Here is a 17,274-nt window from a genome sequence, read left to right as displayed (position 1 = left end):
AATGAGCGATTTATTTAGTAAGGTAGGAATTGACCTTGGCGTTGTTGTACTTCTTCTGATTGTACTGATTATCGTGATGATGATTATGACGGTCAGCATGTCGCTGCGTCTGAGCAGACTGAACCAGAAGTACAGAAGCTTTATGAAGGGAAAAGACGCCCAGTCACTCGAAAAGCTGTTTCATCAGCGGTTCAAGGAAATTGACAAACTGAACAAGCAGAATGAGCTGACGAAAAAGAATCTTGCGGATCTGAAAAAGATCCAGGGCATGACGCTGAACAAATACGGAATCGTAAAATATGATGCGTTTGACGATGTGGGCGGAAAGATGAGTTTTGCGCTGGCAATGCTCGACAAAGAAAACACAGGTTTTATCCTAAATGCAATCCACAGCCGTGACAACTGCTTTTTATATCTGAAAGAGATCGTAAAAGGCGAGTCCTATATCATGCTGAGCGCCGAGGAAATCGACGCGCTGCGCCAGGCAATTACGATGAATTCGATCGATCTGATGTAGGGCAAAAGTTCACTCGTGCATTCGTGGAGGCAGATTTCATGCTTGCATGAAAATCTGTCTCTATGAATGCACGAAGGGAGCGCCAGGGTATGAGCAAAAAGAGCTGCGAAGCAGCGGAGAGCGCTGAAAGCGCGGTTTTGCGAATGGCGCGGGTGAACTGTAAACAGCATGAAAGAACGCTTGAAAAAATGCATATACTGTTATATGATGGTACTGGAACGCGCCAAACCCGCATAAATGCTGGAAAAACGGCAGTGGTTCCGGGCTGGAAAGAACAAAAAGAATCCCGCCAAAATGAGGGGATAAGATCTACTAGGAGGAAATTATGTTAGACATTAAGTTTTTAAGAGAAAACCCGGAAGTTGTAAAACAGAATATCCGAAATAAATTCCAGGATCAGAAACTGGAGCTGGTTGATAAAGTCATCGAGCTGGATAAAGAAAACCGTGACATCAAACAGGAAGTGGAAGCACTTCGTGCAAAAAGAAACAAAATCTCCAAACAGATCGGCGCACTGATGGGCCAGGGCAAGAGAGAAGAGGCTGAGGAAGTAAAGAAACAGGTAGCTGTTGACGGTTCCCGCATCGAGGCTCTTTCTGCAAGAGAAAAAGAAGTAGAAGAAGAAATCAAGAAGATCATGATGGTGATCCCGAACATCATCGATCCTTCCGTACCGATCGGAAAAGATGACAGCGAGAACGTAGAAGCAGAGCGCTTCGGCGAGCCGGTTGTACCGGATTTTGAAATCCCGTATCACACCGACATTATGGAGTCCTTCGACGGAATCGATCTGGACGCAGCAAGAGAAGTTGCAGGAAACGGATTCTATTATCTGATGGGCGACATTGCACGCCTCCACTCTGCCATCCTTTCTTATGCAAGAGATTTCATGATCGACCGCGGATTTACCTACTGCGTACCGCCTTTCATGATCCACGGCAACGTCGTAAACGGTGTTATGAGCTTCGCTGAGATGGAGTCCATGATGTACAAAATCGAGGGCGAGGATCTGTACCTGATCGGAACCAGCGAGCACTCCATGATCGGTAAATTCATCGACAGCATCATCCCGGAGGAGAAACTGCCTCTGACCCTGACCAGCTACTCTCCGTGCTTCCGTAAAGAAAAAGGAGCACACGGCATCGAGGAGCGTGGTGTTTATCGTATCCATCAGTTCGAGAAACAGGAGATGGTTGTTGTCTGCAAACCGGAAGACAGCATGATGTGGTATGACAAACTGTGGAAGAACACCGTAGACCTGTTCCGTTCCATGGATATCCCGGTTCGTACTCTGGAGTGCTGCTCCGGTGACCTGGCTGACCTGAAAGTAAAATCTGTCGATGTTGAGGCATGGTCTCCGCGTCAGAAGAAATACTTCGAGGTAGGAAGCTGCTCCAACCTTGGTGATGCACAGGCAAGACGTCTGAAAATCCGTGTCAACGGCGAGGACGGAAAGAAATACCTGGCACATACCCTGAACAACACCGTAGTTGCTCCGCCGCGTATGCTGATCGCATTCCTGGAGAACAACCTGAATGCCGACGGAACCGTAAGCATTCCGGAAGTTCTTCGTATGTACATGGGCGGAAAAGAGAAACTGGTTCCGAAACACTAATCGCATAAGAAATACAAAGGAATGAGAGGAGGTGTTCTTATGCACGCTTACCTGAAAACCATTGGATTTTCAAAGATCAAGACGACGAAAGAACTCCAGGAGCTTCTTCGTGATGTAGTAGAAAACTACGACCGTAAAAAGATTGTGGAAACAGAAGAACACCACCTTTTTGCTGAATTTTCGAAAGAATATGCATATGACTGTGGTATCACGGTCTGTGGGGAAATTGATGAGAACAACCGTTTCCAGATGGAATATTATTATCCCTATTTCGAGGGCGGACAGATCAGTTCCTACGAGGAGGTATCGGTGGAGCGCCACGTCGATAAGGAATCGTTTGCAGGCGCCTGCGACGATATGCGGCTTGGCATCACGATGATCTTTTATCTGACGCATGCAGCGGAATATCTTGAGATGAAACAGAAAAATGCGCTGCAGCCGCTTCCGCTCCCGCTTTCTGTCTCCGGTCTTGCAGCGGAAGGAACAATTCTGCTTCCGATCCAGAAAGACCCGGAACAGGTCGAGAAGGAGCGTCGCAGCACGCAGCAGAAGAATTCACTGATCTCGGCTGCCAGAAACGGGGATGAGGATGCGATGGAAAGTCTCACCATGGATGATATTGACACATATGCCATGATTTCCCAGCGTCTGACGAAGGAAGATGTCTTTTCTATTGTAGATAGCTTTTTCATGCCGAGCGGTCTCGAATGTGACCAGTACAGCGTGATGGGTGAAATTACGGAGATGAATACAACGAAGAACGCGGTAACGGGCGAGCGGGTGTATGAGCTCGGCCTCGTCTGCAACGATGTGCCGATAGACATCTGTATCAACGAAAAGGATTTATTTGGAGTACCGGAAGTGGGAAGACGTTTCAAAGGCCAGATCTGGCTGCAGGGAATGCTGGAACATCTGTAAGGGAAAAATAAAAAGAGCGAGGGCGGAAAAAGAGAAAATTCAGTCCTCGTTCTTTTTTTGCAGATTTTTATAGCGATAAACGGATGTTTACTGGTTCTGCACCAGATTCAGATGCTTACGTACCCGCTCGATCAGCATTTCAAGAGCAACGGTGTTCTGTCCGCCCTCCGGGATGATCACGTCGGCACGGCGCTTGCTCGGCTCTACGAACTGCTCGTGCATCGGTTTTACGGTCGTCAGGTACTGCGTTACAACGCTGTCCAGGGAACGGCCGCGCTCTTTTACATCGCGCAGGATCCGGCGGAGAATCCGCACGTCCGCATCGGTATCGACAAAGACTTTGATGTCCATCAGATCGCAGAGATCCTTCTCAACGAAGAGGAGAATGCCCTCGAGCACGATAACCGGGGCAGGATGGACCAGAATCGTTTTATCCGAGCGGTTCTGCATGGCATAATCGTAAACCGGCATCTCGATGGATTTTCCGGCTTTCAGCTCGAGAATGTGCTGGCATAACAGGTCGGTATCAAAGGCATCGGGATGATCGTAATTTAATTTGGCACGCTCCTCAAAAGGAATATCGTCATGGCGTTTGTAATAGTTGTCATGGCGCAGAATGCTCACTTCATCGCGTCCAAAACTTTCTACCAGCTTATCTGCCAGTGTCGTTTTTCCACTGCCGGTTCCTCCGGCAATTCCTATCAGTATCGTATCCATAAGAAACTCCTTTTTATCCGATGATAGCCAGTGTTGCGCTTGTTCCGAGACGGCTTGCGCCGGCATCTACCATAGCCTGTGCCTCGTCTGCGTTGTGGATTCCGCCGGAAGCTTTTACGCCCATATCCGGGCCTACGGTCTTTCTCATCAGGGCAACATCAGCCGCTTTTGCACCGCCGGTAGAAAATCCGGTGGAGGTTTTTACGAAGTCAGCGCCGGCTTCTTTTGCGAGCTTGCACGCTTTTACTTTCTCTTCATCGGTTAAAAGGCAGGTCTCGATGATGACTTTCAGAACGATGTCCTTGCCGCATACTTCTTTTAAGGTCTGGATATCGGAGCGTACGAAGTCGTATTTGCCGTCTTTGAGGGCTCCGACGTTGATGACCATATCAACCTCCTGTGCACCGTCTTCGATGGCCGCACGGGTCTCAAACGCTTTTACACGGGTATCGGACATGCCCAGAGGGAAGCCGACAACGGTGCAGACTTTGACGTCAGATCCTTTGAGCTTTTCAGCAACGAATTTGGTGTAGTACTGGTTGACGCAGACAGAAGCAAAATCATGTGCAAGTGCCTCGTCGCAGATCTTTGCAACCTGTGCTTCGGTTGCGTCTGCTTTTAAGATAGTGTGGTCAAATAATTTGGTGTTCAGCATAATTTTTTCCTTTCTTTTATGAAAAATAAATCAGAATGATAGAGAAAAGGCAGAGCCGAAAAAACACAGTTCGGATTTAACGGCTCTGCCTTTAAAAATTGTAACTATTCAGAGCCACATCTCGATTCCGCTGCGCTGCATCTCGATGTGGCTGCTCGCCATATGAAATTCCAGAAAAAACCGCTCATTCATGCAAGCATGATTCGCAATTTTTTCTTCCATTTCACATGGCTCTGAATAGTTACATATTATCTTGCGCCCTTATCGTATGGAATACCTTCGGCTTTCGGAGCCTGGGAATTCTTGGATGTGAAGGCGAGAATAATCATGGATGCGATAAACGGCATCATGTTGTAAATGTTCTTGGACAGTCCCAGATGGGAGAGGACGGTGGAGTCCGCAATGTTTGCCAGGGAACGGAATACCGCAAAGAATACGGCTGCTCCGGCAATGTGGAACGGTTTCCACTGACCGAAGATCATAACAGCGAGGGCAAGGAATCCGGCACCGGCTACGCCGACTTCGAAGTTCCAGGTGGTAACGGACGGAACGATGTAGGCAAATCCGCCGATACCGCCGAGTGCACCGGAGATGATAACACCGGTGTATCTCCACTGGTATACGTTGATACCAACAGAGTCGGCTGCCTGTGGATGCTCACCGCAGGCACGCAGGCGCAGTCCCCATTTCGTTTTGAAGAGGAACACGTAGCTGCAGATCAGAAGGATGATGCCGATGAACAGGAAGATGTTCACGGTAAATGGTCCGATCTTGTAAATGAAAGCGGCGTTGGTGTAGTTCAGCTTTGCGGAAGCTGCACCGTTTCCGGCATCCGAGCCGTTGTTGAATGCTTTTACCAGGACGATGGCAATGGCAGTAGCCAGCATGTTCAGCGCGGTTCCGCCGATCGTCTGGTCTGCTTTCAGTGTGATGGCGGAGAAGCCAAGCAGCAGAGAGTAGATCATACCGGATACGGCGCTCGCCAGAATGGAAAGTGCCACAAGTGCAGGAGCCGGGAGGTCCGGGAACAGAACCAGGACGAAGACACCGGCAAGGCCGCCGATCGCCATGATTCCTTCCAGCGCGATGTTGATGACACCGCTTCGCTCGGAGAACATACCGCCCATCGCAACGAGCATCAGAACAACGGCGTACAGTAAGGTAAATTTAATTAAAAGGAACATTATTTCTTCTCCTCCTTTCCGTTGTCTGCATTGGCATTTGCTTTCTGCTCTTTTTTGCTCTTGAACAGGTTTGCAACGATGCCCTTGAACAGGGTGACGAATGCGCAAAGGTAAATGATAACGGCAACGATCAGGTCCGCGATCTCCGGCTGATAATATTTCGTAGGCAGGTAAGCACCGCCGACCGAAATATGAGCAACGAAGAGAGCAGCGAAGATAACGCCGATCGGGTTGCTAAGTGCAAGAAGCGCAACCGGGATACCATTAAATCCGATGGCCGGGAGTGCTGTCGATACCTGCGGGTTCCACTCGGATGCACCGGAGAGGAAGTAGAGGCCTGCACCGATTCCGGCAAGCGCACCTGCGATGGTCATGGAGAGAACAACGTTTCTCTTCTCGTTGATGCCGGCGTATTTGGCAGCATCCTTATTGAACCCGCAGGCTTTCAGCTCATAGCCGAAGGTTGTTTTGTTCAGAACGATGTAGATGATGACCGCAATGGCAATCGCAATGAAAATCGCAATCGTTGTGGAACTGGTACGGAAAATGGAGTTCATGCCGCAGTCCGGAATCAGGGATTTCGGAGAAGCGGAGCTTAATTTGTAAGTACGTGTGGTCTTCTGATCATACATGTCCGGGATGGTGTTGTACATCAGCTCATTGACAAGATAAAGACCAATCCAGTTGAACATGATGGAAGTAATAACTTCATTTACGTTGAAGTATGCTTTGAAGATACCAGGAACTGCTCCCCAGATGGCTCCGCAGACCATAGCAGCCAGAAGGCATACATACCATGGCATGTGGAGGATGATGGCAAAATACAGGGCGCCGAAGACACCGACGGTGTACTGTCCGGCAGCACCGATGTTGAACAGACCTGTTTTAAAAGCAAATGCAACCGAAAGTCCGGTCATAATCAGGGGAGCGGACTGAGCGATTTCACTTCCGATTCCTTTCGGCTTTAAGTAAAAGCCGCCTTTGATGATTCGTGTAAATCCATCCACTGCGTTCTCCGCGTTGATGCAGTATAAAATGATAAATCCCACAAGAAGACCGATCACAATACATACAAGAGAAGCGACAATGGACAGAAGAGCGTTTTTCGTTTTTTCGTTCATGCTTTTCTTACCTCTCTTTTATACTTCTTCGGGAACCGGATCCCGTTTTGCACCTGCCATGTAGAGACCGAGTTCTTCGACAGAAACGGTTTTCGGATCCAGCTGGCCGACCAGCTCTCCTTCGTACATAACAAGAATACGGTCGGAAACATCCATAACCTCATCCAGTTCCAGAGAAACCAGAAGAACGGCTTTTCCCTTGTCGCGCTGTGCAACGAGCTGGCTGTGAATGTATTCGATGGCTCCGACATCAAGACCACGGGTAGGCTGTACCGCAACGAGAAGATCAGGATCTTTGTCGATCTCACGCGCGATGATCGCTTTCTGCTGGTTTCCGCCGGACATGCTGCGGGTGATGGTCACAGGACCCTGGCCGCTGCGGACATCGTACTGCTCGATCAGGCGCTCGGCATATTCGCGCACGGCTTTTGATTTGATAAAGCCGAAGGATTCAAATTCCGGCTGCCAGTAACGCTGCAGCACCATGTTCTGCTCGATGGAGTAATCCAGCACGAGGCCGTGTTTATGGCGGTCCTCCGGGATGTGGCTCATGCCCATCTTGGAGCGGTCGCGGATGGAAGCTTTCGTGATGTCCTGTCCGTTGAACAGAATTTTACCGCCGGATACTTTTTCCAGTCCCGTGAGGCCCTGAACGAACTCGGACTGGCCGTTTCCATCGATACCTGCGATGCAGACAATCTCGCCTTTTCTTACATTAAAGGAAACATCTTTGACGGCGTTGTTTCCGTGCACCTTGCTCGGTACGGTTATGTGCTCTACTTTCAGAACGGTGTCGCCCGGTTTTGACGGCTTTTTGTTGACGGAAAAGCTGACGTTTCTTCCGACCATCATGCGGGAGAGCTCTTCTTTGGAAGTTTCGCTGATGTTGACGGTTCCGATGTATTTTCCTTTGCGGAGAATCGTACAGCGGTCGGCAACTTCCATGATCTCGTTGAGTTTATGGGTGATGAAGAGGATGGATTTTCCTTCTTTTGCGAGGTTCTTCATGATCTTCATCAGCTCGTCGATTTCCTGCGGCGTCAGAACCGCGGTCGGCTCGTCGAAGATCAGGACTTCGTTGTCACGGTAGAGCATTTTCAGAATTTCGGTACGCTGCTGCATGCCGACGGTGATATCCGAGATCAGAGCGTCCGGATCGACCATCAGACCGTATTTCTCGCTCAGTTCCATGACTTTTGCACGGGCATTCTTTTTCTCGAGGAAAAGGCCTTTGGTCGGCTCTACGCCGAGGATGATGTTGTCGAGAACCGAGAAACATTCGACCAGCTTAAAGTGCTGGTGCACCATACCGATGTTGAGATCATTGGCGTCGTTCGGCGTGTTGATATGGACTTCCTGCCCATTCTTCTTGATGATTCCGGAGGTAGGCTGATACAGACCAAAAAGAATACTCATCAGGGTTGATTTTCCTGCACCGTTTTCTCCAAGCAGAGCATGGATTTCTCCTTTTTTGAGCTGTAACGTAATGTTGTCGTTCGCCTTGATACCCGGGAATTCTTTGGTGATGTTCAACATCTCAATAATGTACTCATTTTCCATATACATATTCCCTTTCAAGCGTGGTTTGGCAGGACTGCCGAAGGCATGGAAAACAGGGCAGAACTGCGGGCTTTCATTATGTCTAGTATAGCATTTTGTGTGACAGAAAAAAAGGGGAAGAGAAATAATATTCTCTTCCCCAAAAGGCATATTGTTACAGAAACAGTATGCACATTAGCTGATGTAATCAACGGTTACGTGAGAACCTACTTCCGGCTGATTTTCTGTATCGCTGGAGATTTCGATGGAACCATCGCGGATACCAGCCAGTACAGTTTCATACTGATCCTGTGTGAAGGTTGTGAATCCCCAGGATTCGGAATCGGTAGGAAGGCCGATGTAATCTCCGTCTTTCAGTCCAAGCTGCTGAGCAGTTCCGCCAAGTTCAGAGAAGTTTCCGCTGAAGTAGGAATCCAGAGCGTTGTTGATGGCGCTTGGAAGACCTTTCATAGCGGAAGTCAGGCAGCGCTCGCCGATTTTGGAACGCTGGTCAACGTCTACACCAATAACTTTTCCGTCGTGTGTCTCAGCTGCATCCAGAGCAGATGTCCAGATACCGCCGCCGCAGGCGAATACAACCTGTGTTCCGTCTGCATACCAGCCCTCCATACGGGCGGTGATGGAGTCATCGCCGTAGAACTGGCCGCCATAGTAATATTTTACGTTTACATCTACGCCGTCTTCTTCAGCAGCAGCGTTGATACCCTGTACATAACCGTAACCGAAACGGATAACGGCCGGAACAGCGATACCGCCGAGGAAACCAAGGCTTGTGTAGCCGTCTTTTACTGCAGCGTATCCAGCCAGGTAGCCGGCCTGCTCTTCTTCGAAGGAGCAGATGTACACGTTCTTTCCGAGATCAACAGCTTTGCCGTTTTTTACAATATCACCTTCGGTAACATCGACTGCGATGAAGGTTACATCCGGATAGGTGTCCTGCTCTTCAGCGATGGCAGGTCCGAACAGGTAACCTGGCATTACAACAACGGTAGCACCCTCGGAAACAGCAAGATCGATGGAGTTGATACGCTCTTCATCGGTATCCTCTGCCGGTTTGTAGTACTCGTACTCTACGCCGTTTGCATCGCCGTAGGCGCATACAGTTTCCCAGGTGATCTGGTTGAAGGATTCGTCGGTGATATCTCCGGAGTCTGTGATCATGGCAATTTTCTCACCTGCGGCGTCTTTTTTTTCTCCATCTGTGGAAGCAGAAGCGGAAGTTGCGCTGGTGGAATCGGCGCCTGTGGATGCGTCGGAGGAAGAGGAGCCGTTGGAGGAACCGCATCCTGCGAGTGCAGCAGTTGTCATGGCGGCTGCAAGCAGTAAGCTAACTACTTTCTTTTTCATAATAGTATTCTCCTTTCAAGAGGTACAGCGTTTTTGCGTGTATGGCTACATTATAATATAAAAGAAAAAAGTATGTCAAGCAAAGGAAAAACTGCGTGAAATCCACTAATTATCTGCATGCGAGCCGGAAATTCTTCGGATAATGGCGTTGGATCTTGCATAAATTTCTTCCGGGTCAAAGCCGATATGGAATTCGCCGTTTTCGTAGAGGATTTGACCGTTTACCATGGTAAGCTTTACGTTCTGTTTGCTGCCGCTGTAAACGAGGTTTTTGATCAGATTATTCTCCGGCTGCATGTTCGGCTGATGGAGGTCAATCATGACGAGATCGGCCTTTTTGCCGGCAGCGAGACGGTCGCAGTCAGTAAGCTGCATGGCGTGCGCGCCGCCTGCGGTTGCCATGTAGAGAATGGCGTCGGCCGGGATTCCTGCGGCATCCATCTCGCGGACTTTGGAAAGGCCGGTGGTCAGGAACATTTCGCGGAACATATCGAGGCAGTTGTTACTGGCCGGCCCGTCAGTGCCGATGGCGAGGTTGATGCCGTTATCGTAAAAACGCTTCAGCGGGCAGATGCCGGAGGCGAGCTTCAGGTTTGAGGAGGGATTGGTAACGGCCGTCAGTTTCCGGTCACGGAAGATCTCAAAATCGCGGTCCTCCATCCAGATGCAGTGGTAGCCGCCGCCTCCGTACTGGAACATGCCTAAGCGTTCCATCAGCTGTGTCGGGGTGAGTCCCCAGCGCTCTTTACAGCCCTCGACTTCGCTTTTTGTTTCGGCGTTGTGTGTCCAGACAGGGGAATGGTATTTTTCGGCGAGTTTGGCAACGGATTCAAGAAGCGGGCCGCCGGTCGTATATTCGGCGTGGAAACCGAGCAGATACGAGGTGCGGTCGGAGAGTTTGTTGACATAGTTATACATCTCTTCGAGAATTTCCGGGCTGTCGACGAAGTTGTTGAGACCGCTGGTAAGAACGGTGCGGAATCCGGTGTCGACCGTGGCAGCGATGCTGTTTTTCTGCTGGATGTACATGTCGAAATTGGAGGTGATGCCGCTCGTCAGATATTCCATGATGCCGAGGATATTGAGCCAGTAAACGTCGTCCCCGGCGAGCTTTGCCTCGTTCGGGAAGACCTGGCGCTCGAGCCATTCGTGGAGCGGGAGATCGTCCGCGTAGGAGCGGAGGAAGGTCATCGGGGTGTGCGTGTGTGCGTTTTTAAAGCCCGGGATCAGAAGATTGCCGCGGGCGTCAATTTCGCGGTCGAAGACAGGGGTCTCTGCGGCATCTGGATCTGCTTTTCTACCAGGTCCGATATAGGTGATGGTGTCGCCGGTGACATGAAGTTCGTCTTCGGCGATGGAAAAATGGTTTTCAGCGTCGAGTACGAGAATTTTGGCGTTGTAAAAACGTGTATTCAAAAAAGATCTCTCCTTTATTTTACGTGCTGTTTACAGTGTCTTTGCGATGCCCTGAATCGTTGCGGCAACGAGTTTTTTGAACTGCGGTGCAACCATGTCAGCTGCCTCCTGAACTTCCGCATGGCACAGAGGCTGCGGGGAGATGCCGGCGGCAAGATTGGTAATGCAGGAAATACCGATGACGCGCATGCCCATATGGCGTGCAGCGATGGCTTCGCAGGCGGTGCTCATGCCGACCGCGTCTGCGCCGAGGGTGCGGCACATGGCGATTTCCTGCGGGGACTCGTACTGCGGGCCGGTGAGCTGCAGATAAACGCCTTCCATCAGGTCGATATCAAGGCAGGCTGCGGCTTTCCGTGCGATTTTCTGGAATTCAAGGTCGTAGATCTGGCTCATATCCGGGAAACGGGTGCCGAGCTCGTCGATGTTCGGCCCGATAAGCGGAGATGGAACGAAGCAGGCGATCTGGCCGTTTAACAGCATCAGAGAGCCTGGTTTTGTGCCCTGTTTGATGCCGCCGGCGGCGTTGGTTAAGAACAGTGCTTTTGCGCCCATCAGCTTCATGAGGCGGGTCGGGAGAACGACGTCGGTCATCGGATAGCCTTCATAATAATGAACGCGGCCCTGCATGCAGACAACCGGCACATCGCCGACGTAGCCGAAGATAAAACGGCCCGCGTGGCCCGGAACAGTGGAAACCGGGAAGCCTTCGATATCGTGGTAATCGAGGGTTGCGGTAACGCGGATATCATTCGCAAAATCACCGAGGCCGGAACCGAGAATCAGTGCGACTTCCGGCTGGAAATCGATCTGGGAGCGGAAGCTCTCGTAGCATTTCATCAGTTTTTCGTAAACAGGGTTTGGGGTGTTGCTCATAGGAAAAACCTCCTTAATATAAATGATTTTCTGCTTTTTGAGTCTTTTTTCGGCTATTTTTAGGGAAGAAAAGCCTGCCACAGAGATGTGAGTCCCGGAGGCAGGCTTTTCTTTTAGAAAAAAGATCATCTGGTAGTTCTATTGTAGTATAGAAAGCGCGGAAAAGCAATGATTTCAGTCATCAAAAATATTCAGATGCTGTTTCATGATATTTCCCAGCCATTCAATGACCGGACCGAGGGTAATAACCATCAGCACGGTGACAATGCCGAGTTTTCCGCCGAGCAGAACGGCGATCGCGGTGACAACGAAGTCGTAGACGATGCGGATCACACGGAACGAAACGTTCGGCAGGTGGGTGGAGATAATGAAGGATACTGCGTCGTACGGTGCAGTTCCCATATCAACATCCATATAGAAGGATGCGGCAAGGATAAACAGGATCAGCGCCGGGATCAGCACGGCGATTCGCACACCCATCGAGGTGAAGAGGTCTGCCGGAAGGACTTTCGCCCAGATCCAGGAGAAAAAGTCGATGGAATATCCCACGAGAAACATGTTTGCGAGGGTTCCGAAGCCTAAGTTTCTGCCGCCGAAAATGATAACGAAGATGAGCAGGACGGTATTGAAGAGCGCCTGCCAGTTTCCGATGCTGATGCCGAGGCGGGTGGAGATGGTCTGGTTTAACAAGGTACACGGATCGGTGCCGAGATCGACGAGAAGCAGCCATGAGAGCGCAAAGCCCATCAGGATGACGGCAGCGATGACCAGAATCAGGCGGGTCCAGAAATGTTTCTTCTGGTAGAAGCCCTGGATGATTTCTTTCATAGTATGAGTTCCTCCCTGTGATTTATGCTTGGCTTTTCACCTTTTCGGGCGGATTTTCTACGCATTTCCTTCGAAATTTTTCGATCGTCTTTCCAACACGTTTTTCGCCCTTCTTTCCAGAAAAATCTCCGCCGTTTTTTGGCGGAGATTTGACCGTTTCTGTTATTTTAGTATATTTTTTCCAAAATGTAAACTATTTTCTTTTAATGATGTCAACTTGGAGTTCACAAAATGATGAACGATAAATGAACATAAATTAACATAAAACATAAAATTGAAAAAACACGTTCATTAATAAATTAACAAAATGAACATATGAGCTGAATGAAATTTGTGCATTCTACAATGTGTCCACGCGAGACGGACAGAACCTTGAAAAGAACTACAATATACGGATATACGAATTAATGTCATAAACAGAAACCAAAGTTATAGAACCAGCTCCACGTTTTTACCGAAGACTTCGCGGTATAACTGTTCGCGTTCCGCGGTGATCAGCCGCCCGACGGAATCGGTTGCCGCACCGAGACAATCGGCGCAGGTGAGGATCTGGTAGAGAATGGCGTTGTCGTTGCCTTTATGGGTATACTCGCGCGGATAGCCGCCTTTTTCGTCGTACCAGAGATGGTGGTAGAGCGCCGCCTCGGCGTATGGTCTTGTGGAATCCCATTTGCTGAGGAGCTCATAGCCCATCTGTGGGTGGAGACGGATCAGATCAAAGAGAAAAAGTACATTGCATCATTGGAACCGTATATTGGAGATATTCTACTGGTTGGAATTAATTATGATAAAAAGACGAAAAAGCATGAATGCCTGATAGAAAAGGCGTAAATGAATAAAAAGGCAAGGCAGCATATCACAGGAAATCCTGAGGCATGCTGCCTTATTTTGCCAGGCATATCAATAATTGGTTCAAAAAGGATACGTTAGAATACCACTACCAGAAGCATCTTATACTGCTCTTTGCCATACACTGCATGCGGATGTTTTGCCGGCATGACGATGGATTCGCCTTCGTGGAGTTCGTATTTTACGCCGTCGATGGTGATTTCACCGGTTCCGTCGAGGCAGGTGACGAAGGCGTCGCCGCCGGACTCGTGGGTGCTGATTTCTTCGCCTTTGTCGAAGGCAAATAAGGTGATGCTGACGGATTCATTCTGTACCAGTGTTTTGCTGACGATCTGGCCTTCCTGGTAGGAAACCTGATCTTTTAAGACCATAACCTTGGCTTTATTGATATTTTTCATGATGCTCATAGTTTATAAATCTCCGTGATAGAATGAGAACGTGTCTGAAAAAATTCCCAGGCACGTTCTAAAAATGTGTGATTAAGATGAGATGACTCATCGGTGTCGGGCGTGTATAGAAATGGAATCTGAGGTCCGTTTTCTGATATGCCCAAATTCAAAGATATTTTTGTCTGAACATATACAGTATACGTGGAAAAATGAAAGAAAGCAAGGGGTTTTCTTTATTTCCCGAAAAACAATTCCATATCGTTTTCAACGGTATCGATTCCGGCGATGCCGAAGTTTTCAACGAGAAGAGCTGCAACATTCGGGCTTAAAAATGCCGGGAGTGTCGGGCCGAGGTGGATGTTCTTGACACCGAGAGACAGCAGTGCCAGAAGAACAATCACAGCTTTCTGCTCGTACCAGGAAATATTGTAGATGATCGGCAGATCGTTGATATCGTCGAGGTCGAAGACCTCCTTTAATTTCAGTGCAATCACGGCAAGAGAGTAGGAATCATTGCACTGGCCGGCATCGAGGACGCGCGGAATGCCGTTGATGTCGCCGAGGTTCAGCTTGTTGTATTTGTATTTTGCACAGCCGGCGGTCAGAATCACGGTGTCTTTCGGCAGTGCCTGTGCAAAATCAGAGTAATAGCTGCGGCTCTTTGCACGGCCGTCACATCCAGCCATGACAACGAATTTTTTGATCGCGCCGGATTTCACGGCATCGACGATCTGGTCTGCCAGGGCGAGTACCTGTGCATGGGCGAAGCCTCCGACAATGGTTCCCTGCTCGAGTTCCGTCGGCGGTGCGCAGTGCTTTGCCTGTTCGATGAGCAGAGAGAAATCTTTTGTCTCACCGATGACGCCGTCGATGTGCGGGCATCCCGGATAACGAACCGCTCCGGTTGTGTAAATACGGTTTTTGTAGCTGTCCTTCGGCGGCACGATACAGTTCGTCGTCATCAGAATCGGGCCGTTGAAGGCTTCAAATTCTTCTTTCTGTTTCCACCAGGCGTTACCATAATTTCCCTTAAAATGTTCATATTTTTTGAACGCCGGATAGTAGTGTGCAGGCAGCATTTCGGAGTGGGTGTAAACATCGATGCCGGTGTTCACGGTCTGCTCGAGCAGCATCTCGAGGTCGCGCAGATCATGGCCGGAGACGAGAATACCCGGGCGGGTGCCGACACTGAGATCGACGGTGGTGATCTCCGGATTGCCGTAAGCGGAAGTATTGGCCTCATCGAGCAGTGCCATTCCCTGCACGCCGTAGGAGCCGGTCTCGAGTGCGAGAGCCGTCAGTTCCTCTGCGGAGAGGGAATCGTCGAGCGTTGCGGCGAGAGCACGCTGCAGGAAGGCATCGATTTCCTCGTTTTCTTTTAAGAGAACATTGGCATGGCTGGTGTACGCGGCAAGTCCTTTCAGACCGTAGGTGATGAGCTCGCGTAAAGAGCGGATGTCCTCATTTTCCGTGGAAAGTACGCCGACGGTTACTGCTTTTGCGGCAAACTCATCGGTTGTGCCGTTCCAGAGGGCGGCTTCCGGCAGAGCGGAGCAGTCGGCAAGCTGAGCGAGAAGCGCTTTGGTCTCAAGCGTTGCCTCAATTCGTGCGCGGATCGTATCATCATCAAAGTTCACGTTTGTGATGGTCGTAAACAGGTTTTCGGTGATGAGATGATTGACGCTGGCATCGACGGTTTTTCCTTCGTGGCGGAGCTGTGTCGTCACGGCGGAAAGTCCTTTCGTCGTCCAGATCAGCAGATCCTGCAGCGCCGCTGTCTCCGGGCGCTTTCCACAGACACCGGATTTTGTACAGCCGGAGCAGCCGGCAGTTTCCTGACACTGGTAGCAAAACATATTCTGTTCCATAAAAATAGTTCCTCCTGTAGGGTATTTCCGAGGGGTTAAGCGCAGAGGGAAAAACAGATCTGCGCGGAGTTTCATAATTTACACGTACAGAATATCGGATATAACAGGAAAAGTATGTGGTTATAACCACGGAAAAATACTTTTTGTGTATATTCATTTATGAAAAATAAGCATTTGAAACGATGAAACGGTAAAAAATTTACGCTGCGGTACCGCCTAGAGAGACGGATGACGCAGCGTAAATTTGTTTTTATGAAATTCGAGGATTCCCTCTTTCTGCATTTTTCCGAGTTCTTTGGAGAGGGCGCTCCGGTCGAGGTTCAGGTAGTCGGCGAGGCCCTGGCGGTCGAAGGGGATCGTAAAGGTGTCGGCGCTGGTTTTGGCAGACTGCGCGGCGAGGTAGACCAGCACGCGCTCGCGGATCGTCTTTGGTGTAGTGCAGAAAATGCGGTTGGAGAGGGTAAGATTTTTCTGCATGGAGATGCGGAGCATATTACTGCGAAGCTGGGACAGCCATGCATCATCACCATCGGCGGTCTGGTCGAGGTTTCGAAGATTGAAAAAGAGAACCGTCGAGGCTTCGGCTGCCGTGACATTCACCATCATCGGCTCCCGACAGAAGGCATACGTTTCGGCAAATACCTGGCCGGGGGTGATCTTGCTTAAGATACTGCGGTTGCCCCAGAGATCCGTATTCTCCACGAAAACGCTGCCGGACAGCACAATCCCCAGTTCGGACACGCGGTCACCCATGTGATAAATGGTCTGGTTTTTCTCAAACGAACACGTCCGCAGCCACCCGCTCGAAACAAGAGCCGTCCGCCCGGTTTCCGAGATGCCATGAAAGAGCGGGAGAGAAAACACCTCGGCCGGAAAAACAGCATCAGCCAATGATTTCATACTGCAGCATCTCGTATTTCAAAATACTGCCCTCCATAATTTCCGGCGGCAGCAGCGCACGGGCAACCAGTTTCGTTTCATTGTCCTCCGGTTCGATGTCATTGCGGCGTAAATGCGCGTAATCACCATCGATGGCGACTACTTCGTAGGTGCAGGATAACATAAGAAAACAACCTCCTTTTTCTTTACATGATACCTATTATACCGTGTGCAGAAACGGATGTCGATGGAATTTTTAATGTCGGAAACAAAAGTCTATGCTATACTTACAGCAGGGTATGACAGAAAAGAAAGGATGGAAGGTAGGATCCTGGGGGAAGAACTTGGACTGGAAGTCTGCTCGGTGCTGAGAAAAATCCGGGAAGATATGTAGCTCATTATCATCAGCGGCTATGCGGAATTTTCTTATATAATAGGAAAGTTCGACATCTGCTCAGAGAAATCCCTAAACATGTGGAGGATAAAAAAACTGATTTTCTAACAGAGCTTCTGCCATGGTCCAAGTCTTTACCAG

The 17,274-nt window shown here is 49.6% G+C and carries 18 protein-coding genes; 5 read left to right on the top strand and 13 right to left on the bottom strand.

Features of this window, described 5'->3' with window-relative positions; all coding sequences use genetic code 11:
• Position 1 precedes the first annotated feature (1 nt).
• The 4 genes from PGS38_RS11770 (at position 2) to PGS38_RS11755 (ending at position 3,050) form a co-directional block, all read left to right on the top strand.
• On the top strand, positions 2-517 hold the full coding sequence (locus PGS38_RS11770) for a DUF4446 family protein (protein WP_022461754.1): 516 nt from the start codon (positions 2-4) through the stop codon (positions 515-517).
• Positions 518-606: 89 nt separating this feature from the next.
• Positions 607-849, top strand: coding sequence for a hypothetical protein (locus PGS38_RS11765; RefSeq protein WP_147398438.1), 243 nt, complete (start codon positions 607-609; stop codon positions 847-849).
• Entirely contained in the window at positions 843-2,132 is a 1,290-nt protein-coding gene (gene serS, locus PGS38_RS11760; protein WP_022461753.1) for a serine--tRNA ligase, read from the top strand. The genes PGS38_RS11765 and serS overlap by 7 nt, the downstream gene beginning before the upstream one ends.
• Positions 2,133-2,171: 39 nt before the next feature.
• Positions 2,172-3,050 carry a DUF3881 family protein gene (locus tag PGS38_RS11755; protein WP_022461752.1) on the top strand — a complete coding sequence of 293 codons (879 nt, stop codon included), beginning with the start codon at positions 2,172-2,174 and terminating at the stop codon, positions 3,048-3,050.
• 87 nt (positions 3,051-3,137) lie between these two features.
• Here the strand turns inward: PGS38_RS11755 and udk are convergent, their stop codons facing one another.
• The 9 genes from udk to PGS38_RS11710 all read right to left on the bottom strand — a co-directional run bounded on the left by udk (position 3,138) and on the right by PGS38_RS11710 (position 12,754).
• Positions 3,138-3,767 (bottom strand): uridine kinase, encoded by a 630-nt coding sequence (gene udk / locus PGS38_RS11750; protein ID WP_118666988.1) that lies wholly within the window; start codon positions 3,765-3,767, stop codon positions 3,138-3,140.
• Positions 3,768-3,780: 13 nt separating this feature from the next.
• A complete protein-coding gene (deoC, locus tag PGS38_RS11745) occupies positions 3,781-4,422 on the bottom strand; it encodes a deoxyribose-phosphate aldolase (RefSeq protein ID WP_270476291.1) in 642 nt (213 codons plus the stop codon).
• Positions 4,423-4,670: 248 nt separating this feature from the next.
• A complete protein-coding gene (locus PGS38_RS11740; RefSeq protein WP_055225933.1) occupies positions 4,671-5,606 on the bottom strand; it encodes an ABC transporter permease in 936 nt (311 codons plus the stop codon).
• A complete protein-coding gene (locus tag PGS38_RS11735) occupies positions 5,606-6,727 on the bottom strand; it encodes an ABC transporter permease (protein ID WP_117762018.1) in 1,122 nt (373 codons plus the stop codon). Before PGS38_RS11735 ends, PGS38_RS11740 begins: the two co-directional genes overlap by 1 nt.
• 18 nt (positions 6,728-6,745) lie before the next feature.
• On the bottom strand, positions 6,746-8,293 hold the full coding sequence (locus tag PGS38_RS11730; RefSeq protein WP_416388191.1) for an ABC transporter ATP-binding protein: 1,548 nt from the start codon (positions 8,291-8,293) through the stop codon (positions 6,746-6,748).
• Positions 8,294-8,461: 168 nt separating this feature from the next.
• Positions 8,462-9,634 carry a BMP family lipoprotein gene (locus PGS38_RS11725; protein WP_055225931.1) on the bottom strand — a complete coding sequence of 391 codons (1,173 nt, stop codon included), beginning with the start codon at positions 9,632-9,634 and terminating at the stop codon, positions 8,462-8,464.
• Between the two features lie 105 nt (positions 9,635-9,739).
• Positions 9,740-11,050, bottom strand: a complete 1,311-nt coding sequence (locus tag PGS38_RS11720) for an amidohydrolase family protein (protein ID WP_117510622.1) — start codon at positions 11,048-11,050, stop codon at positions 9,740-9,742.
• Positions 11,051-11,080: 30 nt separating this feature from the next.
• Entirely contained in the window at positions 11,081-11,926 is an 846-nt protein-coding gene (locus tag PGS38_RS11715) for a purine-nucleoside phosphorylase (protein WP_117510620.1), read from the bottom strand.
• A 174-nt stretch (positions 11,927-12,100) separates the two neighbouring features.
• Entirely contained in the window at positions 12,101-12,754 is a 654-nt protein-coding gene (locus PGS38_RS11710) for a YczE/YyaS/YitT family protein (RefSeq protein WP_022461580.1), read from the bottom strand.
• 579 nt (positions 12,755-13,333) lie between these two features.
• Between PGS38_RS11710 and PGS38_RS11705 the strand changes: the two genes are divergently transcribed.
• A complete protein-coding gene (locus tag PGS38_RS11705; protein WP_199695882.1) occupies positions 13,334-13,585 on the top strand; it encodes a hypothetical protein in 252 nt (83 codons plus the stop codon).
• Between the two features lie 95 nt (positions 13,586-13,680).
• On the opposite strand, the gene PGS38_RS11700 is transcribed toward PGS38_RS11705, so the two are convergent.
• From PGS38_RS11700 to PGS38_RS11685, 4 genes are all read right to left on the bottom strand, one after another.
• A complete protein-coding gene (locus tag PGS38_RS11700; protein WP_022462474.1) occupies positions 13,681-14,010 on the bottom strand; it encodes a cupin domain-containing protein in 330 nt (109 codons plus the stop codon).
• Positions 14,011-14,225: 215 nt separating this feature from the next.
• A complete protein-coding gene (gene hcp, locus PGS38_RS11695) occupies positions 14,226-15,860 on the bottom strand; it encodes a hydroxylamine reductase (protein WP_270476288.1) in 1,635 nt (544 codons plus the stop codon).
• 216 nt (positions 15,861-16,076) lie between these two features.
• Positions 16,077-16,760, bottom strand: coding sequence for a Crp/Fnr family transcriptional regulator (locus PGS38_RS11690; protein WP_117802675.1), 684 nt, complete (start codon positions 16,758-16,760; stop codon positions 16,077-16,079).
• Positions 16,744-16,923, bottom strand: coding sequence for a hypothetical protein (locus PGS38_RS11685; protein ID WP_022462477.1), 180 nt, complete (start codon positions 16,921-16,923; stop codon positions 16,744-16,746). The genes PGS38_RS11690 and PGS38_RS11685 overlap by 17 nt, the downstream gene beginning before the upstream one ends.
• Between the last annotated feature and the right edge of the window lie 351 nt (positions 16,924-17,274).

The sequence above is a fragment of the Fusicatenibacter saccharivorans genome (assembly GCF_027667425.1).
GTDB classification, from domain to species: Bacteria; Bacillota; Clostridia; order Lachnospirales; family Lachnospiraceae; genus Fusicatenibacter; species Fusicatenibacter saccharivorans.
This window is presented reverse-complemented; position numbering and strand designations above follow the sequence as displayed.

Bases quoted from the DNA above. Each gene is read 5' to 3' on its own strand.
- PGS38_RS11770 (WP_022461754.1), top strand. From the start codon at position 2: ATGAGCGATTTATTTAGTAAGGTAGGAATTGACCTTGGCGTTGTTGTA.
- PGS38_RS11765 (WP_147398438.1), top strand. From the start codon at position 607: ATGAGCAAAAAGAGCTGCGAAGCAGCGGAGAGCGCTGAAAGCGCGGTT.
- serS (WP_022461753.1), top strand. From the start codon at position 843: ATGTTAGACATTAAGTTTTTAAGAGAAAACCCGGAAGTTGTAAAACAG.
- PGS38_RS11755 (WP_022461752.1), top strand. From the start codon at position 2,172: ATGCACGCTTACCTGAAAACCATTGGATTTTCAAAGATCAAGACGACG.
- udk (WP_118666988.1), bottom strand. From the start codon at position 3,767: ATGGATACGATACTGATAGGAATTGCCGGAGGAACCGGCAGTGGAAAA.
- deoC (WP_270476291.1), bottom strand. From the start codon at position 4,422: ATGCTGAACACCAAATTATTTGACCACACTATCTTAAAAGCAGACGCA.
- PGS38_RS11740 (WP_055225933.1), bottom strand. From the start codon at position 5,606: ATGTTCCTTTTAATTAAATTTACCTTACTGTACGCCGTTGTTCTGATG.
- PGS38_RS11735 (WP_117762018.1), bottom strand. From the start codon at position 6,727: ATGAACGAAAAAACGAAAAACGCTCTTCTGTCCATTGTCGCTTCTCTT.
- PGS38_RS11730 (WP_416388191.1), bottom strand. From the start codon at position 8,293: ATGTATATGGAAAATGAGTACATTATTGAGATGTTGAACATCACCAAA.
- PGS38_RS11725 (WP_055225931.1), bottom strand. From the start codon at position 9,634: ATGAAAAAGAAAGTAGTTAGCTTACTGCTTGCAGCCGCCATGACAACT.
- PGS38_RS11715 (WP_117510620.1), bottom strand. From the start codon at position 11,926: ATGAGCAACACCCCAAACCCTGTTTACGAAAAACTGATGAAATGCTAC.
- PGS38_RS11710 (WP_022461580.1), bottom strand. From the start codon at position 12,754: ATGAAAGAAATCATCCAGGGCTTCTACCAGAAGAAACATTTCTGGACC.
- PGS38_RS11705 (WP_199695882.1), top strand. From the start codon at position 13,334: ATGGGTATACTCGCGCGGATAGCCGCCTTTTTCGTCGTACCAGAGATG.
- PGS38_RS11700 (WP_022462474.1), bottom strand. From the start codon at position 14,010: ATGAGCATCATGAAAAATATCAATAAAGCCAAGGTTATGGTCTTAAAA.
- hcp (WP_270476288.1), bottom strand. From the start codon at position 15,860: ATGGAACAGAATATGTTTTGCTACCAGTGTCAGGAAACTGCCGGCTGC.
- PGS38_RS11690 (WP_117802675.1), bottom strand. From the start codon at position 16,760: ATGAAATCATTGGCTGATGCTGTTTTTCCGGCCGAGGTGTTTTCTCTC.
- PGS38_RS11685 (WP_022462477.1), bottom strand. From the start codon at position 16,923: ATGTTATCCTGCACCTACGAAGTAGTCGCCATCGATGGTGATTACGCG.